This window comes from Kocuria rhizophila DC2201 (assembly GCF_000010285.1).
Lineage (GTDB): Bacteria > Actinomycetota > Actinomycetes > Actinomycetales > Micrococcaceae > Kocuria > Kocuria rhizophila_A.
The window spans coordinates 454,499-474,650 of record NC_010617.1 but is presented as its reverse complement, the minus strand read 5'-3'; the positions used below and the strand labels follow the sequence as shown (position 1 = coordinate 474,650).

General features: G+C 71.7%; 22 protein-coding genes. 14 read left to right on the top strand and 8 right to left on the bottom strand.

Features of this window, described 5'->3' with window-relative positions:
• Positions 1-52: 52 nt before the first annotated feature.
• Positions 53-1,723: an L-lactate permease gene (locus KRH_RS02100; protein WP_012397509.1), complete on the top strand. Its 1,671-nt coding sequence runs from the start codon at positions 53-55 to the stop codon at positions 1,721-1,723.
• Between the two features lie 84 nt (positions 1,724-1,807).
• Positions 1,808-2,530, top strand: coding sequence for a FadR/GntR family transcriptional regulator (locus KRH_RS02095; RefSeq protein WP_012397508.1), 723 nt, complete (start codon positions 1,808-1,810; stop codon positions 2,528-2,530).
• A gap of 356 nt (positions 2,531-2,886) precedes the next feature.
• On the opposite strand, the gene KRH_RS02090 is transcribed toward KRH_RS02095, so the two are convergent.
• Positions 2,887-3,633 carry a response regulator transcription factor gene (locus KRH_RS02090; RefSeq protein ID WP_148202429.1) on the bottom strand — a complete coding sequence of 249 codons (747 nt, stop codon included), beginning with the start codon at positions 3,631-3,633 and terminating at the stop codon, positions 2,887-2,889.
• A gap of 23 nt (positions 3,634-3,656) precedes the next feature.
• Here KRH_RS02090 and KRH_RS02085 point away from each other — a divergent pair, with 23 nt between their 5' ends.
• The 3 genes from KRH_RS02085 to KRH_RS02075 are packed head-to-tail and all read left to right on the top strand — an operon-like array spanning position 3,657 to position 5,427.
• A complete protein-coding gene (locus KRH_RS02085) occupies positions 3,657-3,860 on the top strand; it encodes a hypothetical protein (protein WP_012397506.1) in 204 nt (67 codons plus the stop codon).
• On the top strand, positions 3,857-5,065 hold the full coding sequence (locus KRH_RS02080) for a sensor histidine kinase (protein ID WP_041297278.1): 1,209 nt from the start codon (positions 3,857-3,859) through the stop codon (positions 5,063-5,065). Before KRH_RS02085 ends, KRH_RS02080 begins: the two co-directional genes overlap by 4 nt.
• Positions 5,062-5,427 (top strand): MGMT family protein, encoded by a 366-nt coding sequence (locus tag KRH_RS02075; RefSeq protein ID WP_041297277.1) that lies wholly within the window; start codon positions 5,062-5,064, stop codon positions 5,425-5,427. Before KRH_RS02080 ends, KRH_RS02075 begins: the two co-directional genes overlap by 4 nt.
• Here the strand turns inward: KRH_RS02075 and KRH_RS02070 are convergent.
• Positions 5,405-6,376: a phosphoribosylaminoimidazolesuccinocarboxamide synthase gene (locus KRH_RS02070; protein WP_012397503.1), complete on the bottom strand. Its 972-nt coding sequence runs from the start codon at positions 6,374-6,376 to the stop codon at positions 5,405-5,407. The two genes, KRH_RS02075 and KRH_RS02070, sit on opposite strands and share 23 nt — an antisense overlap.
• A complete protein-coding gene (purD, locus tag KRH_RS02065) occupies positions 6,373-7,740 on the bottom strand; it encodes a phosphoribosylamine--glycine ligase (protein WP_012397502.1) in 1,368 nt (455 codons plus the stop codon). Before purD ends, KRH_RS02070 begins: the two co-directional genes overlap by 4 nt.
• Before the next feature lie 70 nt (positions 7,741-7,810).
• On the opposite strand from purD, the gene KRH_RS02060 reads away from it, so the two are divergent.
• The 5 genes from KRH_RS02060 (at position 7,811) to purM (ending at position 12,321) form a co-directional block, all read left to right on the top strand.
• Entirely contained in the window at positions 7,811-8,812 is a 1,002-nt protein-coding gene (locus KRH_RS02060) for an asparaginase (RefSeq protein WP_012397501.1), read from the top strand.
• Positions 8,813-8,822: 10 nt separating this feature from the next.
• Positions 8,823-9,185 carry a sterol carrier family protein gene (locus KRH_RS02055; RefSeq protein ID WP_012397500.1) on the top strand — a complete coding sequence of 121 codons (363 nt, stop codon included), beginning with the start codon at positions 8,823-8,825 and terminating at the stop codon, positions 9,183-9,185.
• Between the two features lie 80 nt (positions 9,186-9,265).
• The gene (locus tag KRH_RS02050) at positions 9,266-9,607 is read left to right on the top strand and encodes a hypothetical protein (RefSeq protein ID WP_041297276.1); all 342 of its coding nucleotides are present in this window, start codon (positions 9,266-9,268) and stop codon (positions 9,605-9,607) included.
• 12 nt (positions 9,608-9,619) lie between these two features.
• The gene (gene purF, locus KRH_RS02045) at positions 9,620-11,167 is read left to right on the top strand and encodes an amidophosphoribosyltransferase (RefSeq protein ID WP_012397498.1); all 1,548 of its coding nucleotides are present in this window, start codon (positions 9,620-9,622) and stop codon (positions 11,165-11,167) included.
• Positions 11,164-12,321, top strand: a complete 1,158-nt coding sequence (purM, locus tag KRH_RS02040) for a phosphoribosylformylglycinamidine cyclo-ligase (RefSeq protein ID WP_012397497.1) — start codon at positions 11,164-11,166, stop codon at positions 12,319-12,321. The genes purF and purM overlap by 4 nt, the downstream gene beginning before the upstream one ends.
• Before the next feature lie 208 nt (positions 12,322-12,529).
• On the opposite strand, the gene KRH_RS02035 is transcribed toward purM, so the two are convergent.
• Positions 12,530-12,730 (bottom strand): DUF3073 domain-containing protein, encoded by a 201-nt coding sequence (locus KRH_RS02035; protein ID WP_012397496.1) that lies wholly within the window; start codon positions 12,728-12,730, stop codon positions 12,530-12,532.
• A 487-nt stretch (positions 12,731-13,217) separates the two neighbouring features.
• Between KRH_RS02035 and KRH_RS02030 the strand changes: the two genes are divergently transcribed.
• Positions 13,218-13,412, top strand: coding sequence for a hypothetical protein (locus KRH_RS02030; protein ID WP_041297275.1), 195 nt, complete (start codon positions 13,218-13,220; stop codon positions 13,410-13,412).
• 201 nt (positions 13,413-13,613) lie between these two features.
• Here the strand turns inward: KRH_RS02030 and clpB are convergent, their stop codons facing one another.
• Positions 13,614-16,277: an ATP-dependent chaperone ClpB gene (gene clpB / locus KRH_RS02025; protein WP_012397494.1), complete on the bottom strand. Its 2,664-nt coding sequence runs from the start codon at positions 16,275-16,277 to the stop codon at positions 13,614-13,616.
• Between the two features lie 178 nt (positions 16,278-16,455).
• Here clpB and KRH_RS02020 point away from each other — a divergent pair, with 178 nt between their 5' ends.
• Positions 16,456-16,680, top strand: coding sequence for a hypothetical protein (locus KRH_RS02020; protein WP_012397493.1), 225 nt, complete (start codon positions 16,456-16,458; stop codon positions 16,678-16,680).
• Here KRH_RS02020 and KRH_RS02015 read toward each other — a convergent pair.
• Genes KRH_RS02015 through KRH_RS02005 form a run of 3 tightly spaced genes read right to left on the bottom strand, consistent with a single transcriptional unit; the run spans position 16,656 to position 18,563 of the window.
• Positions 16,656-17,348 (bottom strand): DNA-3-methyladenine glycosylase I, encoded by a 693-nt coding sequence (locus KRH_RS02015; protein ID WP_012397492.1) that lies wholly within the window; start codon positions 17,346-17,348, stop codon positions 16,656-16,658. The two genes, KRH_RS02020 and KRH_RS02015, sit on opposite strands and share 25 nt — an antisense overlap.
• Positions 17,341-17,967, bottom strand: a complete 627-nt coding sequence (locus KRH_RS02010; protein ID WP_012397491.1) for a GNAT family N-acetyltransferase — start codon at positions 17,965-17,967, stop codon at positions 17,341-17,343. The genes KRH_RS02015 and KRH_RS02010 overlap by 8 nt, the downstream gene beginning before the upstream one ends.
• A complete protein-coding gene (locus KRH_RS02005; protein ID WP_012397490.1) occupies positions 17,964-18,563 on the bottom strand; it encodes a hypothetical protein in 600 nt (199 codons plus the stop codon). The genes KRH_RS02010 and KRH_RS02005 overlap by 4 nt, the downstream gene beginning before the upstream one ends.
• Before the next feature lie 53 nt (positions 18,564-18,616).
• Here KRH_RS02005 and KRH_RS02000 point away from each other — a divergent pair, with 53 nt between their 5' ends.
• Both KRH_RS02000 and KRH_RS01995 read left to right on the top strand, forming a co-directional pair.
• Positions 18,617-19,291: an HAD family hydrolase gene (locus KRH_RS02000; RefSeq protein WP_012397489.1), complete on the top strand. Its 675-nt coding sequence runs from the start codon at positions 18,617-18,619 to the stop codon at positions 19,289-19,291.
• 118 nt (positions 19,292-19,409) lie between these two features.
• Complete coding sequence (locus KRH_RS01995; protein ID WP_012397488.1) at positions 19,410-20,060, top strand: HAD family hydrolase; 651 nt, start codon at positions 19,410-19,412, stop codon at positions 20,058-20,060.
• Positions 20,061-20,152: the final 92 nt, after the last annotated feature.

Here is a 20,152-nt window from a genome sequence, read left to right as displayed (position 1 = left end):
CTCTCGACCCGGGAACCACGGTTCCGATCCGGCCCCACCCCTTGGAGAACGCGTGAACACCTTTACCGCCGCGACCGACGCCGTGGGCGGCAGCGTCGGGCTGTCCGCCCTGGTCGGCTGCCTGCCCCTGCTGACCTTCTTCGTGATGCTGCTGGCCTTCAAGGCCAGCGCCTACGTGGCGGGGCTGACGTCCCTCGCCGTGGCCCTGCTGGTGGCCATCCTGGGCTTCGGCATGCCGGCCCACCTCGCCGCGCTGACCGCCACCCAGGGCGCCGTCTACGGACTGTTCCCGATCGTGTGGATCGTGGTCATGGCCCTGTGGTTCTACCAGGTGACCGTGCTCTCGGGGCGCTTCGAGGACCTGCGCACCATCTTCGACACCATCGGCGGCGGTGACCTGCGCATCCAGGCCATGCTCATCGCATTCTGCTTCGGCGGCCTGCTGGAGGCGCTGGCGGGCTTCGGTGCCCCCGTGGCAATCACCGCCACGATGATCCTGGCCCTCGGCCTCAAGCCGCTCAAGACGGCCACCCTGGTGCTGATCGCCAACACCGCCCCGGTGGCGTTCGGCGCGATCGCCATCCCCATCACCACCGCGGGCACGCTCACGGATCTGGACCCCGCCCACATCGGTGCCGTGGTGGGGCACCAGGCCCCGTTCTTCGCATTCGTGGTCCCCTTCTTCCTGCTGCTGATCGTCGACGGCGCCCGCGGCCTCAAGCAGGCCTGGCCCGCCGCCCTCGTGGTGGGTGGCAGCTTCGCGATCGCCCAGTGGTGGTGCGCCACGCACTTCTCGTACGAGCTCACCGACGTGGTCGCGTCCCTGGCCGGACTCGCCGGCGTGGTGATCCTCATGCGCTTCTGGCGGCCCAAGGGCGCCGAGGCCGTGCGCGCGGACCTCGGCATTGCCCGCCCGGAGAACGCGGCCGTCCTCACGCCCGGACGCGTGTGGATGGCGGTGCTGCCCTACCTGCTGGTGGTGGTCGTCTTCGGCATCGCCAAGCTCTGGACCGCCGGAATCAATGTGCCCAAGGCACTCGCGTCCACGGACGTCAAGATCCCGTGGCCCGGCCTTAACGGCCACCTGCTCAACGCCAAGGGCGAGGCCATCTCGGGCACGGTCTACTCCTTCCAGTGGCTCTCGAGCCCCGGCACGCTGCTGCTCATCACCGGGCTGCTGGTGGCCGTGATCTACGCTCTGTTCACCCACCACGGGATGTTCCGGCTCTCGATCGCGGACGCCCTTGCCGAAATCGGACGCAGCTTCTGGAAGATGCGTTTCTCCGCCCTGACCATCATGTCCGTGCTGGCACTGGCGTACGTGATGAACTTCTCCGGCCAGACCCTGGCGATCGGCACGTTCGTGGCCGGTCTCGGCGCGGCGTTCGCGTTCTTCTCCCCCGTGCTGGGCTGGGTGGGCACCGCGGTCACCGGTTCGGACACCTCCGCCAACGCACTGTTCGCCAACCTGCAGAAGACCGCGGCCCTGGGGTCCGGGCTGGACCCGCACCTGATGACCGCCGCGAACACGTCCGGCGGTGTGGTGGGCAAGATGATCTCGCCGCAGTCACTGGCCATCGCGTCCTCAGCGGTGGGCATGCAGGGCAAGGAGTCTCAGATCTTCCGCTCCGTGGTTCCGTGGTCCCTGGGCATGCTGCTGGTGCTGTGCTGCCTGGTGTTCCTGCAGTCCAACGTGCTCTCCTGGATGCTCCCGGCGGCCTGAGCCGCCCGAGAACGGTGAGCACCCATGGCCCGTCGTCGCCGCGCGCGACGGCGGGCCACTGCACGTGAGGACCCTGGAGGAAGCATGAGCGCTGCACCCGCCTACACGGTGGTGCTGGACTGGCTCGAACGGCAGCTGCGTTCGGGAGCGCTGCGCGTGGGCGACAAGCTGCCCGCGGAGCGCACGCTGGCCGAGGACTTCGGGATCTCCCGCGCCTCGGTGCGGGAGGCCGTGCGGATCCTCGCGGCCATGGGCCTGGTGCGCTCGGCCACGGGGTCCGGCCCGCAGTCCGGGGCCACGGTCATCTCGGACCCCTCCGCCGCCCTGGGCTGGGCGCTGCGGATGCACATCGCCACCCGGTCCCTGCCGGTCGCGGACGTGGTGAGCGCCCGTGTGCTTCTGGAGACGCAGTCGAGCCTGGACGCGGCATCGTCGACATGCCCCGAGCGCGAGGAAATCTTGGAGCAGGCCGCGCAGATGCTCGACCGCATGGACGACCCTGCGGTGGACGACGAGCAGTTCCACATCCTGGACGCGCAGTTCCACCTGCACCTGGCCTCGCTGGGCGGCAACGTGGTGCTCGAGACCATCATGGCGTCCCTGCGGGAGGCCACCATCGGCTACGTCCAGGAGACCGTGGCGGGAACCTCCGACTGGCCCGCGATCCGCGCCCGCCTGCAGGAGCAGCACCACGCGATCCACCGGGCCACCGAGGCCCGCGACGGCGCTCTGGCCGCCCGGCTGCTGCGCGAGCACATCATGTGGTTCTACGGCCACGCACCGGACGCGCCTCGCCACCGGGAGTAGGTGCCGCGGGTGCCGCCGGGTCCGGGAACAGAGGAACCCCGGCGCCCACTGGTCGGAGGACGCCGGGGCCAGGCCTGTCTCTGCCCTGGACCGCTGACGCAGCGGAGGTCCCGGAGCTTCGCGTGAGGTGATCCAGGCCTCACGGTACTCATCCGGTAACACCAGGGGCACGAGGACCCCCGCTGCGAGTTCAGCGATCCGCTCCTGCGCGGGACGGACGCCGTACATCCGCCCGCCCCGGTGGAGCGTGGGGACACCTCTCGGGGTGTCCGCCACCTACTCTGCCGCACGGGGTGCCGCGCCCACCATGGCCGAACGGCCAGAGTTGCGCCCCGAAGCTGGGCGGGGACTGGGAGTCAGCGCGGGCCGAGGGTGCCCTCCGGCTCCAGTTCGGGGTGCACGAGGCCCCACTGGATGCCGGAGATCAGCACCTGCACGCGGTCCCGCACGGCCAGCTTCTCGCACAGGTGGGACACGTAGGACTTCACGCTGCCGTGGGACACGGACATCCGCTCCGCGATCTCGGCGTTGTTGAGCCCCTTGGCGATCCACTGCAGCGTCTCCTGCTCGCAGTCGGTGAGCTTGGGAGCACCGGGGTGCGGGCCCGGTGGCGGGGACATCGCCGCCTGGGTCATCGCGCCGCGCTGGCGCCCGCGCCGCACGGACGGCACGGGCACGTCCCCCAGCACGTTGTTGGCCAGGGAGTTGGCCACGGACGGGGACAGTGCGAGCTCGTCCTCCCGGATCAGGCTCACCGCGGAGACGATCTCGTGGTGCCGCGCGTCCTTGACCAGGTACCCCGAGGCGCCGGCGCGCAGGGCCGGGACCACGTACTCGAGCGTGGAGAACGTGGTGAGGGCCAGCACCTTGGTGTCCGGGCACTGCGCGACGATCTGCGCGGTGGCCTCGATGCCGTCCATCCCCGGCATGCGGATGTCCATGAGCACCACGTCGGGGGACAGGTCCAGGCACGCGGCCACCGCCCCCGCGCCCTCGGAGGCCTCGCCCACCACCTCGAAACCCGGCTCCGCGCGGAACAGGTTGGCCAGGGCATCACGCATGAGGGGGTGGTCGTCCACGAGAATGAGCCTGCACAAATCCATGATCTTGATCATAAACTGGGTGCATGACTCACACTTCTCAGGGCTCCGGCACCGCCGCCCCCACTCGCAACGTGACCCTTCTGCGCGCGGCCGCGGCCGCCACCCTCGTGTTCTCCATGCTCTTCGCCTCGGCGGCACCCGCCATGGCCCTGCCCGACGACGCCTCGGTGCGCGGCCCGGGCAGCGCCCTGTGCCGCTTCTTCCCCATTTACTGCAACCCCCGGTGAGTTCGGCCCCCGCCGTCACGGACGGGGATCCCACCGCACGCACCAGCACGATGCCCAGTTGGCTGCGCATCGTGCTGGTGCTTTTTGCCGCCGTGGCACTTTTCGACGACCTCCACGCCCTGGACTGGCCCGCCCTGTCCCCCGGGCAGAGGGTGCTGACCTCGGCCTGGATCGTGCTCAGCTACGGCGCGGTGGCCCTGCTCGCGTGGTCCGCCGTGGCGGGAGCGGCGGCCATCGCCCTGTCCTACGCGCTGTGCCTCGTGCTCGACGAGTACTCCATCACCCTGCTGTGCGGGTGCGTGGTGATGGTGGCCGCGCTCGCGATGCTCGAACGCACGGCCATGCTCGTCCACCTGGCGGTGACCGCCGTGTGGATCGCCGTCACCGCGTGGGTGCTCGAGAGCACCGACTTCCTCTGGGCCCTGGGGCTGCCCCTGGGCATCGCGGCGCTGATCGGCGTGGCGGTGCGCTTCTTCCTGGGCCAGTACCGCCTCAGCACGCGCCGGCTCGCCGCCATGGAGGCCACCCACCAGCGGCTGCGCGAGCAGGAGCGGCTGGCCCTGGCCCGGGACCTGCACGACGTGGTGGCCCACGAGCTCACCCTCGTGACCATGCAGGCCGCGGGCTCGCAGCGCCAGAGCGACCCCGAGGAGCTGCACCGCACGATCGACACCATGGACACCGCCGCGCGCTCCGGACTCACCGAGCTGCGGACCCTGCTGCACATCCTGCGGGACTCCCCCGGCTCCTCGGACACGGACCCCGACCCGGACGGACCCGAGGAGCGCGGCAACGCGTCCGGGCTGACCACCGGGTCCCTGCACGGCGTGGCCCAGGCGCTCGAGGGGAGCCTGGAGCGCGCCGGTCTGCTGCCCCGCTTCGAGCTGGGTGAGGGCGTGGACGACCTCCCGACCTCCATCCGCGGCACCGCCGCACGGGTGATGCAGGAGGCCGTGACGAACATGATCAAGTACGCCCCCACCGGCTCCCGGTGCCTGGTGCGGATGAGCGTGCGCGGTTCCACGCTGCACATCCACACGGAGAACCGGATCCCGCACCGGGCCGTGGAGCTCGACCACCGGGAGCTGGCCTCCGGTTTCGGGCTGCGGGGCATCCACGAGCGGGTTGCGCTGCTCGACGGGGAGGTGGCCTACGGGCCCCGCAACCACGTGTGGCACCTGGACGTGCGGATCCCGTTCTCGTGAGCGAGGGGCGCGGCACCCGCACCGGGGCGGACGCGGTCGAGGCGGTGCGCGGCGTCGTGCTGGCCGTCCCGCCCGCCGCGGTGCTGTCCTACGGGGACGTCGCGGAGCTCGCCGGGCTGGGCACCCCGCGGCTGGCCGCGCGCATCATGGCCCTGGGCCAGGCTGGTGAGGACATTCCGTGGTGGCGCGTAGTGCGTGCGGACGGCACCCTGCCGGACCGGCTGCAGATCGGCGCTCGGGAGCACTACGAGCGGGAGGGCACGCCCCTGCTCGAGACCGCGGCGCACTGGGTCCGGGTGGACATGGCCCGCGCCCGCTGGGCCGGACCGGGCGGGGCGCTCAGCCCTCGCGGGATCCCGTGACCTCGAGGAACGGGCCGCGGGGGTCGAAGACCCGACCCGTGAGCCGTTCGTAGGCCTCCACGTAGCGCTCGCGCGTGCGGGCCACCACGTCCTCGGGCAGCTGGGGCACCGGCCCGTGGCCGTCCCACCCGGAGGCGTCCGAGCGCAGCCAGTCGCGCACGTACTGCTTGTCGAAGGAGGGCTGCGCGCGGCCGGGCCGGTAGGTCTCCATGTCCCAGAAGCGGGAGGAGTCCGGGGTCAGCACCTCGTCCCCCAGGGTGATCGCGCCACGGTAGGAGTCCAGGCCGAACTCCACCTTGGTGTCCGCCACGATGATCCCGCGCTCCCGGGCGATCCGCTCGGCGCGCGTGTAGATCTTCAGGGACAGCTCCCGCAGCCGGTCCGCCACGGAGTTGCCCACCACGTCCGCCATCTCGCGGTAGGTGATGGGCTCGTCGTGCTCGCCCAGGGCGGCCTTGCCCGTGGGCGTGAAGATGGGCTGCTCCAGGCGGTCGCCGTCCTGCAGCCCCTCGGGCAGCTCGATCCCGCAGACGGATCCCGTGGTGCGGTAGTCCTTGAGACCGGAGCCCGTGAGGTAGCCGCGCACGATGTTCTCCACGGGGAACATGGACAGGTTCTTGCACACCACGGCGCGCCCGCGCACGGACTCGTGCACGTCCGTGGAGAGGATGTGGTTGGGGATCCCGTCCAGCTGCTCGAACCACCACAGGGACAGCTGCGTGAGGATCGTGCCCTTGTCCGGGATCTCGGTGGGCAGCACCTGGTCGAACGCGGAGATCCTGTCGCTCGCGACCACCAGCACGGCACCCGCGCGGTACTCGGCGTCGTCGTGGATGGCCACTCCCGTGGCGGTCATGCGGGACTCGTCCGGGACGTACAGCTCCCGCACCTTCCCGGAGTAGACGTGCTTCCAGCCCGGGATCTCGCGGGGTGTGCCGTGCTCGCTCATGCCTGCTCCTCTGCCGTGCGCGCCGTGGGCGGGGCGTCCGCACCGGTTCCGCCGTCCGGGTCCGCCGGGGACGACGACGCCGCCCCCACCCCGGGCAGCGCCACGCGGCCGTGCGCGGCGTCCAGGGCAATGTCCGTGCGGTGGTGCGATCCGTCCAGGGTGATGTGCTCCATGCCACGATAGCCGCGCTCGCGCGCCTCCCCCAGATCAGCGCCCCGGGCCACGACCGCGAGCACCCGCCCGCCAGCCGAGACCAGGTTCCCTGCGGCGTCGCGGGCCGTGCCGGCGTGGACCACCCACGTGTCCTCCTCACGGGCGGCGTCCTCGAGCCCGGTGATCACGTCCCCCGTACGCGGGGCCCCGGGATAGTTGTGCGCCGCGAGCACGATCGTCACGGCCGCACCGGGCTCCCACTCGAGGGGCTGCTCCTCGGACAGCCGTCCCGTGGCGGCGTCGAGCAGCAGCTGCCCGAGCGGCGTCTCCAGCACCGCCAGCACGGACTGGGTCTCGGGGTCCCCGAAGCGCGCGTTGAACTCGATCACCCGCATGCCCTGGGACGTGACGGCCAGCCCGCAGAAGAGCACGCCCGTGAACGGGGTGCCGCGGCGTCGCAGCTCGTCCACCACGGGCCGGGCCACCCGCTCGACGACCTCCCCGGCGAAGCCCTCGGGGAGCCAGTCCAGCGGCGTGTAGGCCCCCATGCCGCCCGTGTTGGGGCCCCGGTCCCCGTCCCGCACGCGCTTGAAGTCCTGCGCCGGCTGCAGCGGCACCACGTGCGTGCCGTCGCTGAGCACGAACAGGGAGACCTCGGGACCGTCCAGGAACTCCTCCACGAGCACCGAGCCCCCGGCGTCGAGGCACTCGCGGGCGTGGGCCTCGGCGCGCTCGCGGTCGTCCGTGACCACCACGCCCTTGCCCGCGGCCAGACCGTCGTCCTTGACCACGTAGGGCGCGCCGAACTGCTCGAACGCCTCGCGCACCTGCGCCAGGTCCGAGGTGGCCACGGCCCGCGCGGTCGGAACATCCGCTGCGGCCATGACCTCCTTGGCGAACGCCTTGGAGCCCTCGATCCGGGCGGCCTCGCGGGACGGGCCGAACACGGGGATCCCGGCCTCCGTGAGGGCGTCGGCGACGCCCGCGACGAGCGGCGCCTCCGGACCCACCACCACGAGGTCCACCGCGAGCTCGCGGGCCAGGGCCACCACGGCGTCCGGGTCCTGGGCGTTGAGCGGGTGCACGGGGACGTCACGGGCGATCCCGGCGTTGCCGGGGGCCGCGTGGACCTCGCTCACGTGCGGGTCCCGCAGCAGGGACATGATCATCGCGTGCTCGCGGCCGCCTGGGCCCACCACCAATACCTTCACGCGCTCAGCGTATCGGCCGGGGCCCCCGCCGGGGCAACGACGCCGCGCGGTGCGCTGACATACTGGGGCCATGCAGACTTTCAGCTCGGATCAGGCCGTGGACCTCGCCGTGGTGCAGCGCAGCGGCTTCGTGGAGTCGCGCCACCGCGGCTCCGCCGTGGTGCTGGCCCCGGACGGCTCCGTGGCCCTGTCCCTGGGGGCCCCGGACGTCCCGGTGTTCCCCCGCTCCACGCTCAAGCCGTTCCAGGCCATCGCCTCCATGAAGGCCGGGGCCGCGCTGCGCGGCGAGCAGGTGGCGATCGCGGCGGCGTCGCACACCGGCACGTTCGACCATCTGGACGCCGTGAGCTCCATCCTGAAGGCCGCGGAGCTGGGCCCCGAGGCACTGCAGTGCCCGCCGGACTGGCCCGAGGACGAGGACACCCGCGCGTGGCTGATCCGCACCGAGCGCGGGAAGAACCGGATGTGCATGAACTGCTCCGGCAAGCACGCGGCGTTCCTGCTCGCGTGCGTGACCAACGGCTGGCCCACGGACTCGTACCTGGACCCCTCCCACCCGCTGCAGCAGCTTGTGGTGGAGACCATCGAGGAGTTCTCCGGCGAGCGCGCGGCGCACCTGGGCGTGGACGGCTGCGGTGCGCCCCTCGCGGCCGTCACCCTCACGGGTCTGGCGCGGATGTACTCCACCCTGGGCCGTGCCGCGCGCAACATCCAGGCGGACGCCCGCGCCGCCACCGTGGCCACCTCCATGCTCGACTACCCCGAGTACGTCCAGGGGCCGGGCCGCTCCAACACCGTGATCATGGAGGAGCTGGACGTGATCACCAAGCTCGGCGCAGAGGGCGTGCTGGGCCTCGGCACCCGCTCGGGCTGGTCCGTGGCCATCAAGATGCTCGACGGCTCCTCGCGTGCCAACTCGCTCGTGGGCCTCACCCTGCTCGCGCACGCGGGGGCGATCTCCCGGGCCGACGCCGACCGTGTCCTCGCGCGCGTCACACACCCCATCACGGGGGCCGGGAAGCCCGTGGGCGCCATCGAGCTCGCCCAGCCGCTGCTCGACCTCGTGGACTGAGGGCGGCTCCGTGGTGCGACGCAGGATCGACCCCGCCGACGGCTCCCTCGCGCTCGCGCGCTGGCGCCGGGACCCCGCGGCCGCGGACCGCAGGACCACCGCCACCGCGGTGCGCTACTGCCTCGAGGAGCTCGGCTCACGGGCCGAGGGGAACTCCGTGGAGGTGCGCGTGCCCCCGTTCGGCGTGACCCAGTGCGTTCCGGGACCGCGACACACCCGCGGCACCCCGCCCAACGTGGTGGAGACGGACGCCGCCACATGGCTCGCGCTGGCCACAGGCACCGAGACGTGGGCGGGCGCCGTCGGGCGCGGCACCGTGGCGGCGTCGGGAACGCGCACGGACCTCAGCCCGTGGCTGCCCCTGTTCGGGTGACGCGAACTCCCAGCGGACCGCAAGAGCACCCACAGCCCGCACGGAGCGCGGGAGCGCGCGGCCGCGATAACCTGGAGACCATGAGTTCCGCGAGCCCCGAGACCCCAGACCGCGCAGCGCAGACCACGTCCGAGACCCAGCGGATGACCGTGCGCCGCGCACCCAACCTCGTGGCGTTCGTGGCCGCGGGCGCCGGGGTGGGCGCCATCGCGGGGCTGCTCGTGGGAGCACTGGGCCCGGGAGCCCTGGCCTACACCCGGGCGGCCATCCTCGGCTTCTTCCTCATGGCGTTCCTGATCCTCGGCGCGGCCCTCGGGGCCGTGGTGGGGCTGCTGCTGGACCGGATCTCCCTGCGGCGCTCCCGCCAGGTCTCCGCGGAGGTCAGCGACGTTCACGAAGCGGAGCCCGAGTCCGGCGCATGAGACACTGTCAGCGTGGTTCGAGCTGACGGAAAACTCTCTCACGACCTTCTTCCCGGCGAAAAAGGCCCCCAGGACGCGTGCGGCGTGTTCGGCGTGTGGGCCCCCGGGGAGGACGTGGCCAAGCTGACCTACTACGGTCTCTACGCGCTGCAGCACCGCGGGCAGGAGTCCGCGGGCATCGCCACCTCGGACGGCGAGCGGATCTCGGTCTACAAGGACATGGGGCTCGTGTCCCAGGTCTTCGACGAGACCACGCTCAACACCCTCAAGGGCCACCTGGCCGTGGGCCACGCCCGGTACTCCACCACGGGTGCCTCCCACTGGGCCAACGCGCAGCCCACGCTGGGCGCAACCCCGCACGGCACCCTGGCGCTCGCGCACAACGGCAACCTCACCAACTCCGCGGAGCTCTACGACCTGCTGCTGGACAAGTCCGGCTTCCCGTCCCGCGGCGAGATGGCCCGCGGCAACACCACGGACACCGCTCTGATCACCGCACTGCTGGCCGAGCACCCGCTGAACTCGCTCGAGGAGGCGGCCATGAAGCTGCTCCCCCAGCTGGTGGGCTCGTTCTGCCTCACGTTCATGGACGAGAGCACGCTCTACGCGGCCCGCGACCCCCTGGGGGTGCGCCCGCTCGTGCTGGGACGGCTGGAGCGCGGCTGGGTGGTGGCCTCCGAGACCGCCGCGCTGGACATCGTGGGCGCCTCCCTGGTGCGCGAGGTCGAACCCGGGGAGTTCATCGCCATCGACGAGAACGGGCTGCGCTCGAGCCGCTTCGCGGAGCCCACCCCGGCCGGGTGCGTGTTCGAGTACGTGTACCTCGCGCGCCCGGACACCACCATCAACGGCCGCTCGGTGTACGAGTCCCGCGTGGAGATGGGCCGCCGCCTGGCGCACGAGCACGCCGTGGACGCGGACCTCGTGATGCCCACCCCCGAGTCCGGCACCCCGGCCGCGATCGGCTACGCCGAGGCCGCCGGGATCCCCTTCGGCCACGGACTCGTGAAGAACTCCTACGTGGGGCGCACGTTCATCGAGCCCTCGGACACCATCCGCCAGCTCGGCATCCGGCTCAAGCTCAACCCCCTGCGCTCGATCGTGGCGGGCAAGCGCCTGGTGGTCGTGGACGACTCCATCGTGCGCGGCAACACCCAGCGGGCCCTGGTGCGGATGCTGCGCGAAGCGGGAGCCGCGGAGATCCACGTGCGGATCTCCTCCCCGCCCATCAAGTGGCCGTGCTTCTACGGCATCGACTTCGCCTCCCCCGCCGAGCTGATCGCCAACGGGATCACCGTGGAGGACGTCCGGGCGTCCCTGGGCGCGGACTCCCTCGGCTACATCTCCGAGGACGCCATGATCGAGGCCACCGCCCAGTCTCGCGGCAACCTGTGCACGGCGTGCTTCTCCGGCGAGTACCCCACGGCCCTGCCCAAGGCGGACCGCCTCGGCAAGGCCGTGCTCGAAGCACCCGGCGCCCACGCGGAGCCCTCCGCGGACCTCGTGGAGCCCCTCACCGACCGACCCGACGACGCCGCCACCCAGGAGACCCGCGCATGAGCCAGCAGCCCCAGCAGGACAGGTCCGTCACCTACGCGAGCGCGGGTGTGGACGTCGAGGCCGGGGACCGCGCCGTCGAACTCATGAAGGCCGCGGTCAGGGCAACCCACACGCCGGGCGTGGTGGGCGGCGTCGGCGGCTTCGCCGGACTCTTCGACGTCTCCGAGCTGACCGCGTACCGCCGGCCGTACCTGGCCACCTCCACGGACGGGGTGGGCACCAAGGTGGCCATCGCGCAGTCCCTGGACATCCACGACACCATTGGATGGGACCTCGTGGGCATGGTCGTGGACGACATCGTGGTGGTGGGCGCCACGCCCCTGTTCATGACCGACTACATCGCCACCGGCAAGGTGGTGCCCGAGCGCGTCGCGGACATCGTGCGCGGGATCGCCGCGGCCTGCGAGGCCGCCGGGACCGCTCTCGTGGGCGGGGAGACCGCCGAGCACCCCGGCCTGCTGGCGGTGGACGAGTACGACGTCGCCGGGGCAGCCACGGGCGTGGTCGAGGCCAACGAGCTGCTCGGCCCCCAGCGCGTGCGGGACGGGGACGTCGTCATCGGCATGGCGTCCTCCGGTCTGCACTCCAACGGATACTCCCTGGTGCGTCGCGTGATCAACATGGCGGGCTGGCAGCTGGACCGCCAGGTCAGCGAGCTGGGCCGCACCCTGGGCGAGGAGCTGCTGGAGCCCACCCGCGTCTACGCCGCGGACGTGCTGGGCCTCGCCCGAGCCTTTCCCGTCAACGGGGACGACGGCGCCACGGGCCACGGTGTGCGCGGCTTCTCCCACGTGACCGGTGGCGGGCTCGCCGCGAACCTCGCCCGCGTGCTGCCGCCGGAGCTGCAGGCCACCGTGGACCGCTCCACGTGGTCCCTGCCCCCCGTGTTCCGCCTGGTGTCCGAGCTCGGCGGCGTGCCGCAGCCGGACCTCGAGCGCACCCTGAACCTCGGGGTGGGCATGGTGGCGATCGTGGACCCCGCGGTGGCCGACGCCGCCGTGGCCCACCTGAACGCGCGCGGAGTGCCCTCGTGGGTCATGGGCGGGGTGGGGCCGGTGGACCCGGACGCCGCGCACCACGGCAGCGACTGGGTGCAGGGCGCCAAGGGTGTGTCCGGCGGCGGAGTGCTGATGACCGGCTCCTACGCGCACTGAGCACGGGGGCCCGGCCCACGACACGCAAAGAACCGCCCACACGGTCGTGTGGGCGGTTCTTGCTGCACTGTGCTCGAGGGGCGCTCGGTTCGCGGAGACTCTCCTCCCGCAGCTTCGCTGCGGTCAGGACTGCGCTGGGTGCCAGGCTGCGCCACGGTCCGATGCCGAACTGGTGTCGAGCGGCGCGCTCACCGCGCCGGGCGCGGGGTCAGTCGTAGTCCGAGTACTTCTCCGCGTAGGTCGAGTAGTCGTCCTCGTCCTCGGGTCGTTCCTCGTGGTCCACGGCTCGGGAGGACGGTGTCGTGCCTCGCAACTCACGTTGCAGGGCCGAGTAGTCGGTCTGCGGGCTGAAGTACTTGATCTCCCGCGCCTGTCGTGTCGCCTTCGCCTTTTGACGGCCGCGCCCCATGGCGTGACCCCCTCTGCGTCTCGTGTCCGGTGGGCGGTGCCGTGTTGAACACACAGTACGGCCCCGGAGTGTCTTGTCAGTTTTTCGTGAGTCCAGGGTACATGTTTTGAACGCTTCCCGCGCACCAGTGCCCGTTGCGTTCACCCCCGGCCGATCGGGGGCTGCCAGGGCGTGGAGCCGCGCCGGTACAGTGGGGCGGCCCGGGCGCCCCGACCCGCGCTCCGCCACCCCGGAACGCAGGTTCCCATGAGCTCCCCCCTGCCAGGACCCGCCCGCCGGAAGTCGCTGCCCGCACGACGCCCATTCCGGTCTGGTGCCCGGGGTGTCCGTGGAGGAGCAGCGGGTGCGCTCGCACCAACCGCATCACCTTCGGCATGGCCGGTGCGCTGGTCATCGGCTTCGTGGTGAGGGGGCGGTCTCCACCGATCCCATCAGTCTGCGTCACCGCTACGCCCGCACCGCGCTGGAGAACGCCGTTCGCCAGGGCGTGGGCGAGCACGGCGATGACGTCGCCCTGCAGGTGCGCCACACGTCGGGGCCCGCGGCTGCGGGCCCCGACGTGGACTTCACCGGCGAGCGGATGAGCTCGTGGGACCGGCGCACGGACGCGGACGGCCGCCCCGTGACCTGCGACTACGCCCGGGACAGCTGCGTGGAGCCGGATTCGCCCGAGCACTACTGAGGCATGACGCTGCCCGCCCGCCTCGCGCGCCCGCTGCACCGCCGCACACGGTCCCCGCTCGGTGCCCCGTCGGCGACCTGCCCGGCAGGGAACCGGAACGCGCGACGAAGCGCCGGGCCGGACTCCCAGGAATCCGGCCCGGCGCTTCTGTCTCCGGTGCACGAGGACACGGGTTCCCCACGCCCTCGTCTCACGCGGAGGTCACTCGTCCACGATCTCGGCGTCCACGACGTCGTCGTCGCCCATGGCCCCAGAGGCGTCGGACTCGCCCCGTTCGGCGGTGACCGTGAGGCCGTCCTCGGCGACGTCCGGGTTGACGTCCACCACCACAGTATCCCCGTCCAGAATGGCCCCGGACAGCAGACCCTTGGCCAGCCGGTCCCCGATCTCGCGCTGCACGAGCCGGCGCAGCGGGCGTGCGCCGTAGGCGGGGTCGTAGCCGGTGATGCCCAGCCACTCGCTCGCCGCAGGCGTGACCACCAGGGTCAGGCGGCGCTGCGCGAGACGCGTGGCCAGCTGGGCCACCTGGATGTCCACAATCTTCGCGAGGTCCTCGGTGCTCAGCGGCTCAAACATGATGATGTCGTCCAGCCGGTTCAGGAACTCCGGCTTGAAGGACGCGTTCACCACGCCCATCACGGCGTCGTTCTTGGCCTTCTCGTCCAGGGTGGGGTCCACCAGGAACTGGCTGCCCATGTTGGACGTGAGGATCAGGATCACGTTGCGGAAGTCCACGGTCCGGCCTTGCCCGTCGGTGAGCCGGCCGTCGTCGAGCACCTGCAGCAGGATGTCGAAGACCTCGGGGTGAGCCTTCTCCACCTCGTCCAGCAGCACCACGGAGTACGGACGACGCCGCACGGCCTCGGTGAGCTGCCCGCCCTCGTCGTAGCCCACGTACCCCGGAGGGGCACCGACCAGGCGCGAGACGGAGTGCTTCTCCGAGTACTCGGACATGTCGATGCGGATCAGGGCGCGCTCGTCGTCGAACTGGAAGTCCGCCAGGGACTTGGCCAGCTCGGTCTTGCCCACGCCCGTGGGGCCCAGGAACAGGAACGAGCCGATGGGCCGGTCCGGGTCCGAGATGCCCGCGCGGGAGCGGCGCACGGCGTCGGCCACGGCGGTCACGGCCTTGCGCTGGCCGATCAGGCGCTTGCCGAGGACCTCCTCCATGTGCAGCAGCTTCTCGGACTCGCCCTGCAGCATCTTGCCCGCGGGGATCCCGGTCCAGGCCGAGATCACCTCCGCGATGTCGTCCGCGGTGACTTCCTCGGAGACCATGGTGTCCTCCGCCGCGCCACCGGCTTCTTCCTGGGCCTGGGCGGCATCGAGCTGCTTCTGGGCGTTCGGGATCTCGCCGTAGAGCAACCGGGAGGCCTCACCCAGGTCGCCGTTGCGCTGGGCACGCTCGGCCTGTGAGCGCAGGTCGTCGATGCGGGCCTTGAGCTCACCCACCTGGTTCAGCCCGGCCTTCTCCGCCTCCCAGCGCGCGTTGAGCGCGTCCAACTCGGCTTCCTTGTCCGCCTTGTCCTGGCGCAGAGCGGCCAGGCGTTCCACGGAGGCGGGGTCTGTCTCGCCCTCCAGGGCCAGCTCCTCCATGGTCAGCCGGTCCACGGCACGGCGTAGCTCGTCGATCTCCTCCGGCGCGGAGTCGATCTCCATGCGCAGCCGGGACGCGGCCTCGTCGATGAGGTCGATGGCCTTGTCCGGAAGCTGACGGCTGGGGATGTAGCGGGCGGACAGCTGCGCGGCGGCCACCAGGGCGGAGTCCGCGATCTGCACCTTGTGGTGCGCTTCGTAGCGCTCCTTGAGCCCCCGCAGGATGGCCACGGTGTCCTCCACCGAGGGCTCCCCCACGTAGACCTGCTGGAAGCGGCGCTCCAGGGCGGCGTCCTTCTCGATGTTCTCGCGGTACTCGTCCAGCGTGGTGGCACCGATCAGGCGCAGCTCACCGCGGGCCAGCATGGGCTTGAGCATGTTGCCGGCATCCATGGACCCCTCGGACGCACCCGCACCGACCACGGTGTGGATCTCGTCGATGAACGTGACGATCTGGCCCTCGGACTTCTTGATCTCGTCCAGGACGGCCTTGAGCCGCTCCTCGAACTCTCCACGGTACTTGGCGCCGGCCACCATGGACCCGAGGTCCAGGGAGATCAGGGTCTTGCCGCGCAGGGACTCGGGGACGTCCCCGGCCACCATGCGCTGGGCGAGGCCCTCCACCACGGCGGTCTTACCCACGCCGGGCTCACCGATCAGCACGGGGTTGTTCTTGGTGCGCCGGGAGAGCACCTGGACCACGCGGCGGATCTCCGAATCACGGCCGATGACCGGATCCAGCTTGCCGTCCCGGGCGATCGCGGTGAGGTCCGTGCCGTACTTCTCCAACGACTGGAACGTGCCCTCCGGATCCGGGCTGGTCACCCGGCGGTCGCCCCGCACCTGCGGAATGGCCTCGCCGAGGGCCTCGTCCGTGACCCCGGCACCCTTGAGCGCCTCCGCGGTCTTGTCGTGGCCCGCGGCCAGACCGTAGAGGATGTGCTCCGTGGAGACGTACTCGTCCTTCAACTCGCGGGCGTAGTTCTCCGCAGCCTGCAGCGCCTGCAGGGCGGCACGGCCCAGCTGCGGCTGCGCGGTGGAGTTGCCGGACGCGCTGGGCATCTCCTGGATGAGGTTGCTGGCCTTGATGGACACGGCGTCCGCGTTCGCGCCGGTGGCCTTCAGGACCGCCACGGCCACGCCTTCCCGCTGGTCCATGAGGGCCTTCAAGATGTGGGCCGGTTCGATGGTGGGGTTGCCCGCCGTGGCGGCATTCGTGGCCGCGGCACTCAGGGCTTCTTGGGACTTGGTGGTGAACTTGGTGTCCATGGCATCTCCTCGTACTTGATCGACGTTTTATCAGTTGCCTTGAGTCTACCCCGCTCAAGTCGCATTGGGAAGGCCGGAGCCTTGGGGACTTCGGGAACCGCTTCGTTGCACCGGCTATGCTTAATGCATTAGTTGTTGAGGCGAGACCGCCCCGCCCGCCCCGTGGGAAGGACCAGCCATGCCCCGCAGCCACGACGCCGATCCACCGCGCCGCAGTCTCTTCCGGCGCTTCGACGACTTCGTGATGAAGTTCGTCGGGCCCGCCGACCGCAGCCCCGTGGATCTCAGGGGCAAGGAGCGGATGAACGAGCAGACGCAGCAGTGGTACGACAACCTGCAGTCGGAGTACGAGCTGGTCAAGGACGCTCACGGCCAGAGTTACCTGCGCCGCCGCGAGGGCTGAGCCCTACCACGCGCCATCGGCCCCGACCGAGCGGCGCCGCCACCCGTTACTGCACCGTCGGCCCGCCCGCACGCCCAGAGACCCGAGCTGCCGCGGCGATGGCTGCCCACCAGGTGCGTGTCCACCATGCCGATCGCCTCCATGAGGGCGTACATGGTGGTGGGCCCCACGAAGGCGAAGCCGCGGCGCTTGAGTTCCGCGGACAGCGCCGCGCTCTCGGGCGAGGCCGTGGGCACCTCCGCGAACCGCACCGGCTCGGGGGTCTCGGAGGGTCGGAAGGACCACACCAGCTCCACCAGTCCCTCGTACTCCCGCAGCGCCACGGTCGCGCGGGCATTGGTCAGGGCGGCGCGGATCTTGCGCTCGTTGCGGATGATGCGGGCGTCGGCCATGAGCCGCTGGACGTCCGCGTCCGTCATGGCGGCCACCGCGTCCGGATCGAAACCGTGGAACACCTCGCGCAGCGCCGTTCGTTTGGCCAGCACCGTGCGCCACGAGAGTCCTGCCTGGAACCCCTCGAGCACGATCCGCTCGAGCAGCCCTGTCTCGTCCCGCACGGGCATGCCCCACTCGGTGTCGTAGTACTCGCGCAGCAGCGGATCGCTCGCGGCCCACACCGGGCGGGCCAGGCCGTCCGAGCCGACCACCAGGTCCGGGTTCTCACCCATGGTCGTTCGTCCCCTTCTGCCCCGTGGCCGCGGCCGACGAGGCCGCTCCCGTCAGCGGTGCCTCGCCGCACGTCCCGCTCGGGGCGGCGGCGGGCGCCGTGCGCTCGAAGAGGGCGCACTCGGCGTCGTAGTAGGCGCGGCTGAGGCCCCGCGGGGTCATGCCCAGCCGCAGGCACACCACCTGGGACGCCTCGTTGGCGGGGTGCGTCACGGCCACCACGCGGGTCAGGCCCGCCGCGAAGGCGTGGGCCAGCACCGCGTGCGCGGCTTCGGTCGCGTAGCCGTGTCCCCAGGCGGGCGGGTGGAAGTGCCACCCGATCTCGATGTCGTGGGCGGTGGCCGCGCCCGAGTCCGGAATGGGCTTGAGCAGCAGGGTTCCCAGCGGCTCGCCCGCGCGGGTGCTCACGAGCCACACCCCGTGCACGGGGTGGCTGCCGTGCAGCTCGTTCCAGCGCTCGATCTTCTGCCCCGCCGCCGCGAGGGTCCGCACGCGCTGGGTGCCGTCTCCAAGCCACCGCTGCACCTCCGCTCGGGAGTAGAGATCGCGCGCGAACGGAGCGTCCGCGGCGGCGTCGTAGGCCCGCAGCTGCAGGCGCGAGGTGCGCAGGGGAACCGTCACGAGCGGCCCCCGGTCGACGCCGCGGTGCCCGGACGTGCGGCGTCGTCCTCCCGCTGGGCCTCCAGCCGGTCCAGGCGCTTGTCCTCAGTGAGCGGCTCGCCGCGCAGCCGCCGCGCGGTGACCCGCAGCTCCGTGACCGCCAGCAGCACCAGGGCCACCGCCATGGCCACGGACAGCACGCCCAAGATGTTCACGAACCCGTAGCCGAGCTCCAGGTACCCCGCTCCCGCCACACGCGTGAACACGGACTGCATGCCCTGGGCGGTGGCGTCCGGGAGGAAGAAGCCGAACCCCAGCGTCACGAGCCAGGCGCCCACCGCGGTGAGCACGGCCCGCCGACTCACGGCGTGGGACGGGTAGTTCAGGGCGTCCCGGCGGAACAGCGCCGCCGCAATCACGTGGAGCACCAGGACGGGCAGGGCGATCGCCACGGCGTACACCGGTGTGAGACCGCCCAGCACACCCGCCAGGGCACGGCCGAAGCCGACCCACAGGGCCAGCAGCAGCGCCACCACCACCATGACCGCGGGGAAGCTGCGGGACAGCGCCGATCCCGGTCTCGAGAGGGCTGCGGGCTCACGGTCCTGGGAACTCATGTGCCCATGGTAGGGCGCTGGGACGTGTCGGGGCGGGCACGTACCGTGGAGTCATGAGCGCCGCAGACTTCCCCCGAGCCGTCCTGTTCGACCACGACGGCACCCTCGTGGACACCGAGCCCCTGTGGGAGACCGGCAAGCAGCGGATCGTGGCCGCCCACGGCGGCGAGTGGACCGACCGGGACACCTGGGACACCCTGGGCGAGCCCCTGGCCGCCACGGTGCAGCGGCTGTCCGAGCTGGGCGTCCCCGGCTCGCCGGAGGAGGTCTTCCGCGAGTTCTACGAGGTGCTGGAGGACGTCCTCGCGAAGAACCCTCCCACGTTCATCCCCGGCATCCGGCCGCTGCTGGCGGACCTGGACCGGGCCGGCATCCCGGCGGCCATCGTCACGAACGCCACCTCGGAGGTGGCGCGCTACACCGCCGGGCTGGCCCCGGACAACCTGTTCCGGGTGATCATCGGGGACGAGGAGGTGGCGCAGGGCGTCACCCCCAAACCGGACCCGGACGCGTACCTGGAAGCGGCCAGGCGCCTGGGCGTGGACCCCCGCGCCTGCGTGGTGGTCGAGGACTCCCCGTCCGGCGCCGCCGCGGGAGTGGCCGCGGGCATCGTCACCGTGGTGGTTCCCGGGGTTCAGCAGGTCCCGGAGGGGCCGGGGGTCGTGCACGTCCCGGAGCACTCCGCCGTGACCCTCGACCTGCTGCGCTCCCTCGACCCCCGCGACTGAGCAGCCGCGCGGCCGCCGGCGGTCCACCACTACACTGTCCCCATCCCGGTGCACCGCTCCGACGACCACCGGCGCTTACCCACCGCGCACCCCTCGCGGCTGCTCCCGAAAGGCGGACATGAGCTATCCCCTCGCCGTGCTCTTCGACCACGACGGCACCCTGGTGAACACCGAGCCCCAGTGGGCGGTGGCCAAACGGAAGGTCGCCGAACGCTACGGCCAGAGCTGGAGCGTCGCGGACGACCACGCCACCCTGGGCGGCACCGTCCAGGACGCCGCGCGCACGTTCGTGGACCGGGGCGCCCCGGACTCGGTGGAGGACATCACCCGGCAGCTGGCCGAGCACGTGATCGGGAGCATGGACGAGGAGATCCCGTTCCTCCCGGGCATCCGCTCCCTGCTGCGGGAGCTGGCGGACGCCGGCATCCCCGCAGCCATCGTGACCAATGCCCTGACCTCGGTGGCGCGGCACACCGCGGCCGGCGCCCCGGAGGTCCTCACACGCATCGTCTCCCACGACGACGTCACCCACGCCAAGCCCGATCCCGAGCCGTACCTGCGCGGTGCCGAGCTGCTCGGCGTGGCGCCCCGCGACTGCGTGGCCGTGGAGGACTCCGAGCCCGGCGTGCGCAGCGCCGTGGCCGCGGGCATGACCGTGGTGGTGGTCCCCGGGGACAAGCCCGTCCCGGAGGGGCCACACCGCGTGTTCGTGACCGCGCACGAGGACGTCACCCTGGACTTCCTGCGCTCCCTCACCCCGCCGGCCTGACGGGCCGCACCGCGCCCGCCTGCGCCTGCACTTGCCCACCCGCGCACGAAAGACCCCCGGCTCGATGCTCTCGGGCCGGGGGTCCTTCGTGT

Coding starts and splice junctions, on each gene's coding strand:
- KRH_RS02035 (WP_012397496.1), bottom strand. CDS start 12,730: ATGGGGCGCGGCCGTCAAAAGGCGAAGGCGACACGACAGGCGCGGGAG.
- KRH_RS02085 (WP_012397506.1), top strand. CDS start 3,657: ATGACTCACACTTCTCAGGGCTCCGGCACCGCCGCCCCCACTCGCAAC.
- KRH_RS01995 (WP_012397488.1), top strand. CDS start 19,410: ATGAGCTATCCCCTCGCCGTGCTCTTCGACCACGACGGCACCCTGGTG.
- KRH_RS02000 (WP_012397489.1), top strand. CDS start 18,617: ATGAGCGCCGCAGACTTCCCCCGAGCCGTCCTGTTCGACCACGACGGC.
- KRH_RS02050 (WP_041297276.1), top strand. CDS start 9,266: ATGAGTTCCGCGAGCCCCGAGACCCCAGACCGCGCAGCGCAGACCACG.
- KRH_RS02095 (WP_012397508.1), top strand. CDS start 1,808: ATGAGCGCTGCACCCGCCTACACGGTGGTGCTGGACTGGCTCGAACGG.
- KRH_RS02070 (WP_012397503.1), bottom strand. CDS start 6,376: ATGAGCGAGCACGGCACACCCCGCGAGATCCCGGGCTGGAAGCACGTC.
- KRH_RS02060 (WP_012397501.1), top strand. CDS start 7,811: ATGCAGACTTTCAGCTCGGATCAGGCCGTGGACCTCGCCGTGGTGCAG.
- clpB (WP_012397494.1), bottom strand. CDS start 16,277: ATGGACACCAAGTTCACCACCAAGTCCCAAGAAGCCCTGAGTGCCGCG.
- KRH_RS02005 (WP_012397490.1), bottom strand. CDS start 18,563: ATGAGTTCCCAGGACCGTGAGCCCGCAGCCCTCTCGAGACCGGGATCG.
- KRH_RS02020 (WP_012397493.1), top strand. CDS start 16,456: ATGCCCCGCAGCCACGACGCCGATCCACCGCGCCGCAGTCTCTTCCGG.
- KRH_RS02015 (WP_012397492.1), bottom strand. CDS start 17,348: ATGGGTGAGAACCCGGACCTGGTGGTCGGCTCGGACGGCCTGGCCCGC.
- purM (WP_012397497.1), top strand. CDS start 11,164: ATGAGCCAGCAGCCCCAGCAGGACAGGTCCGTCACCTACGCGAGCGCG.
- KRH_RS02090 (WP_148202429.1), bottom strand. CDS start 3,633: ATGGATTTGTGCAGGCTCATTCTCGTGGACGACCACCCCCTCATGCGT.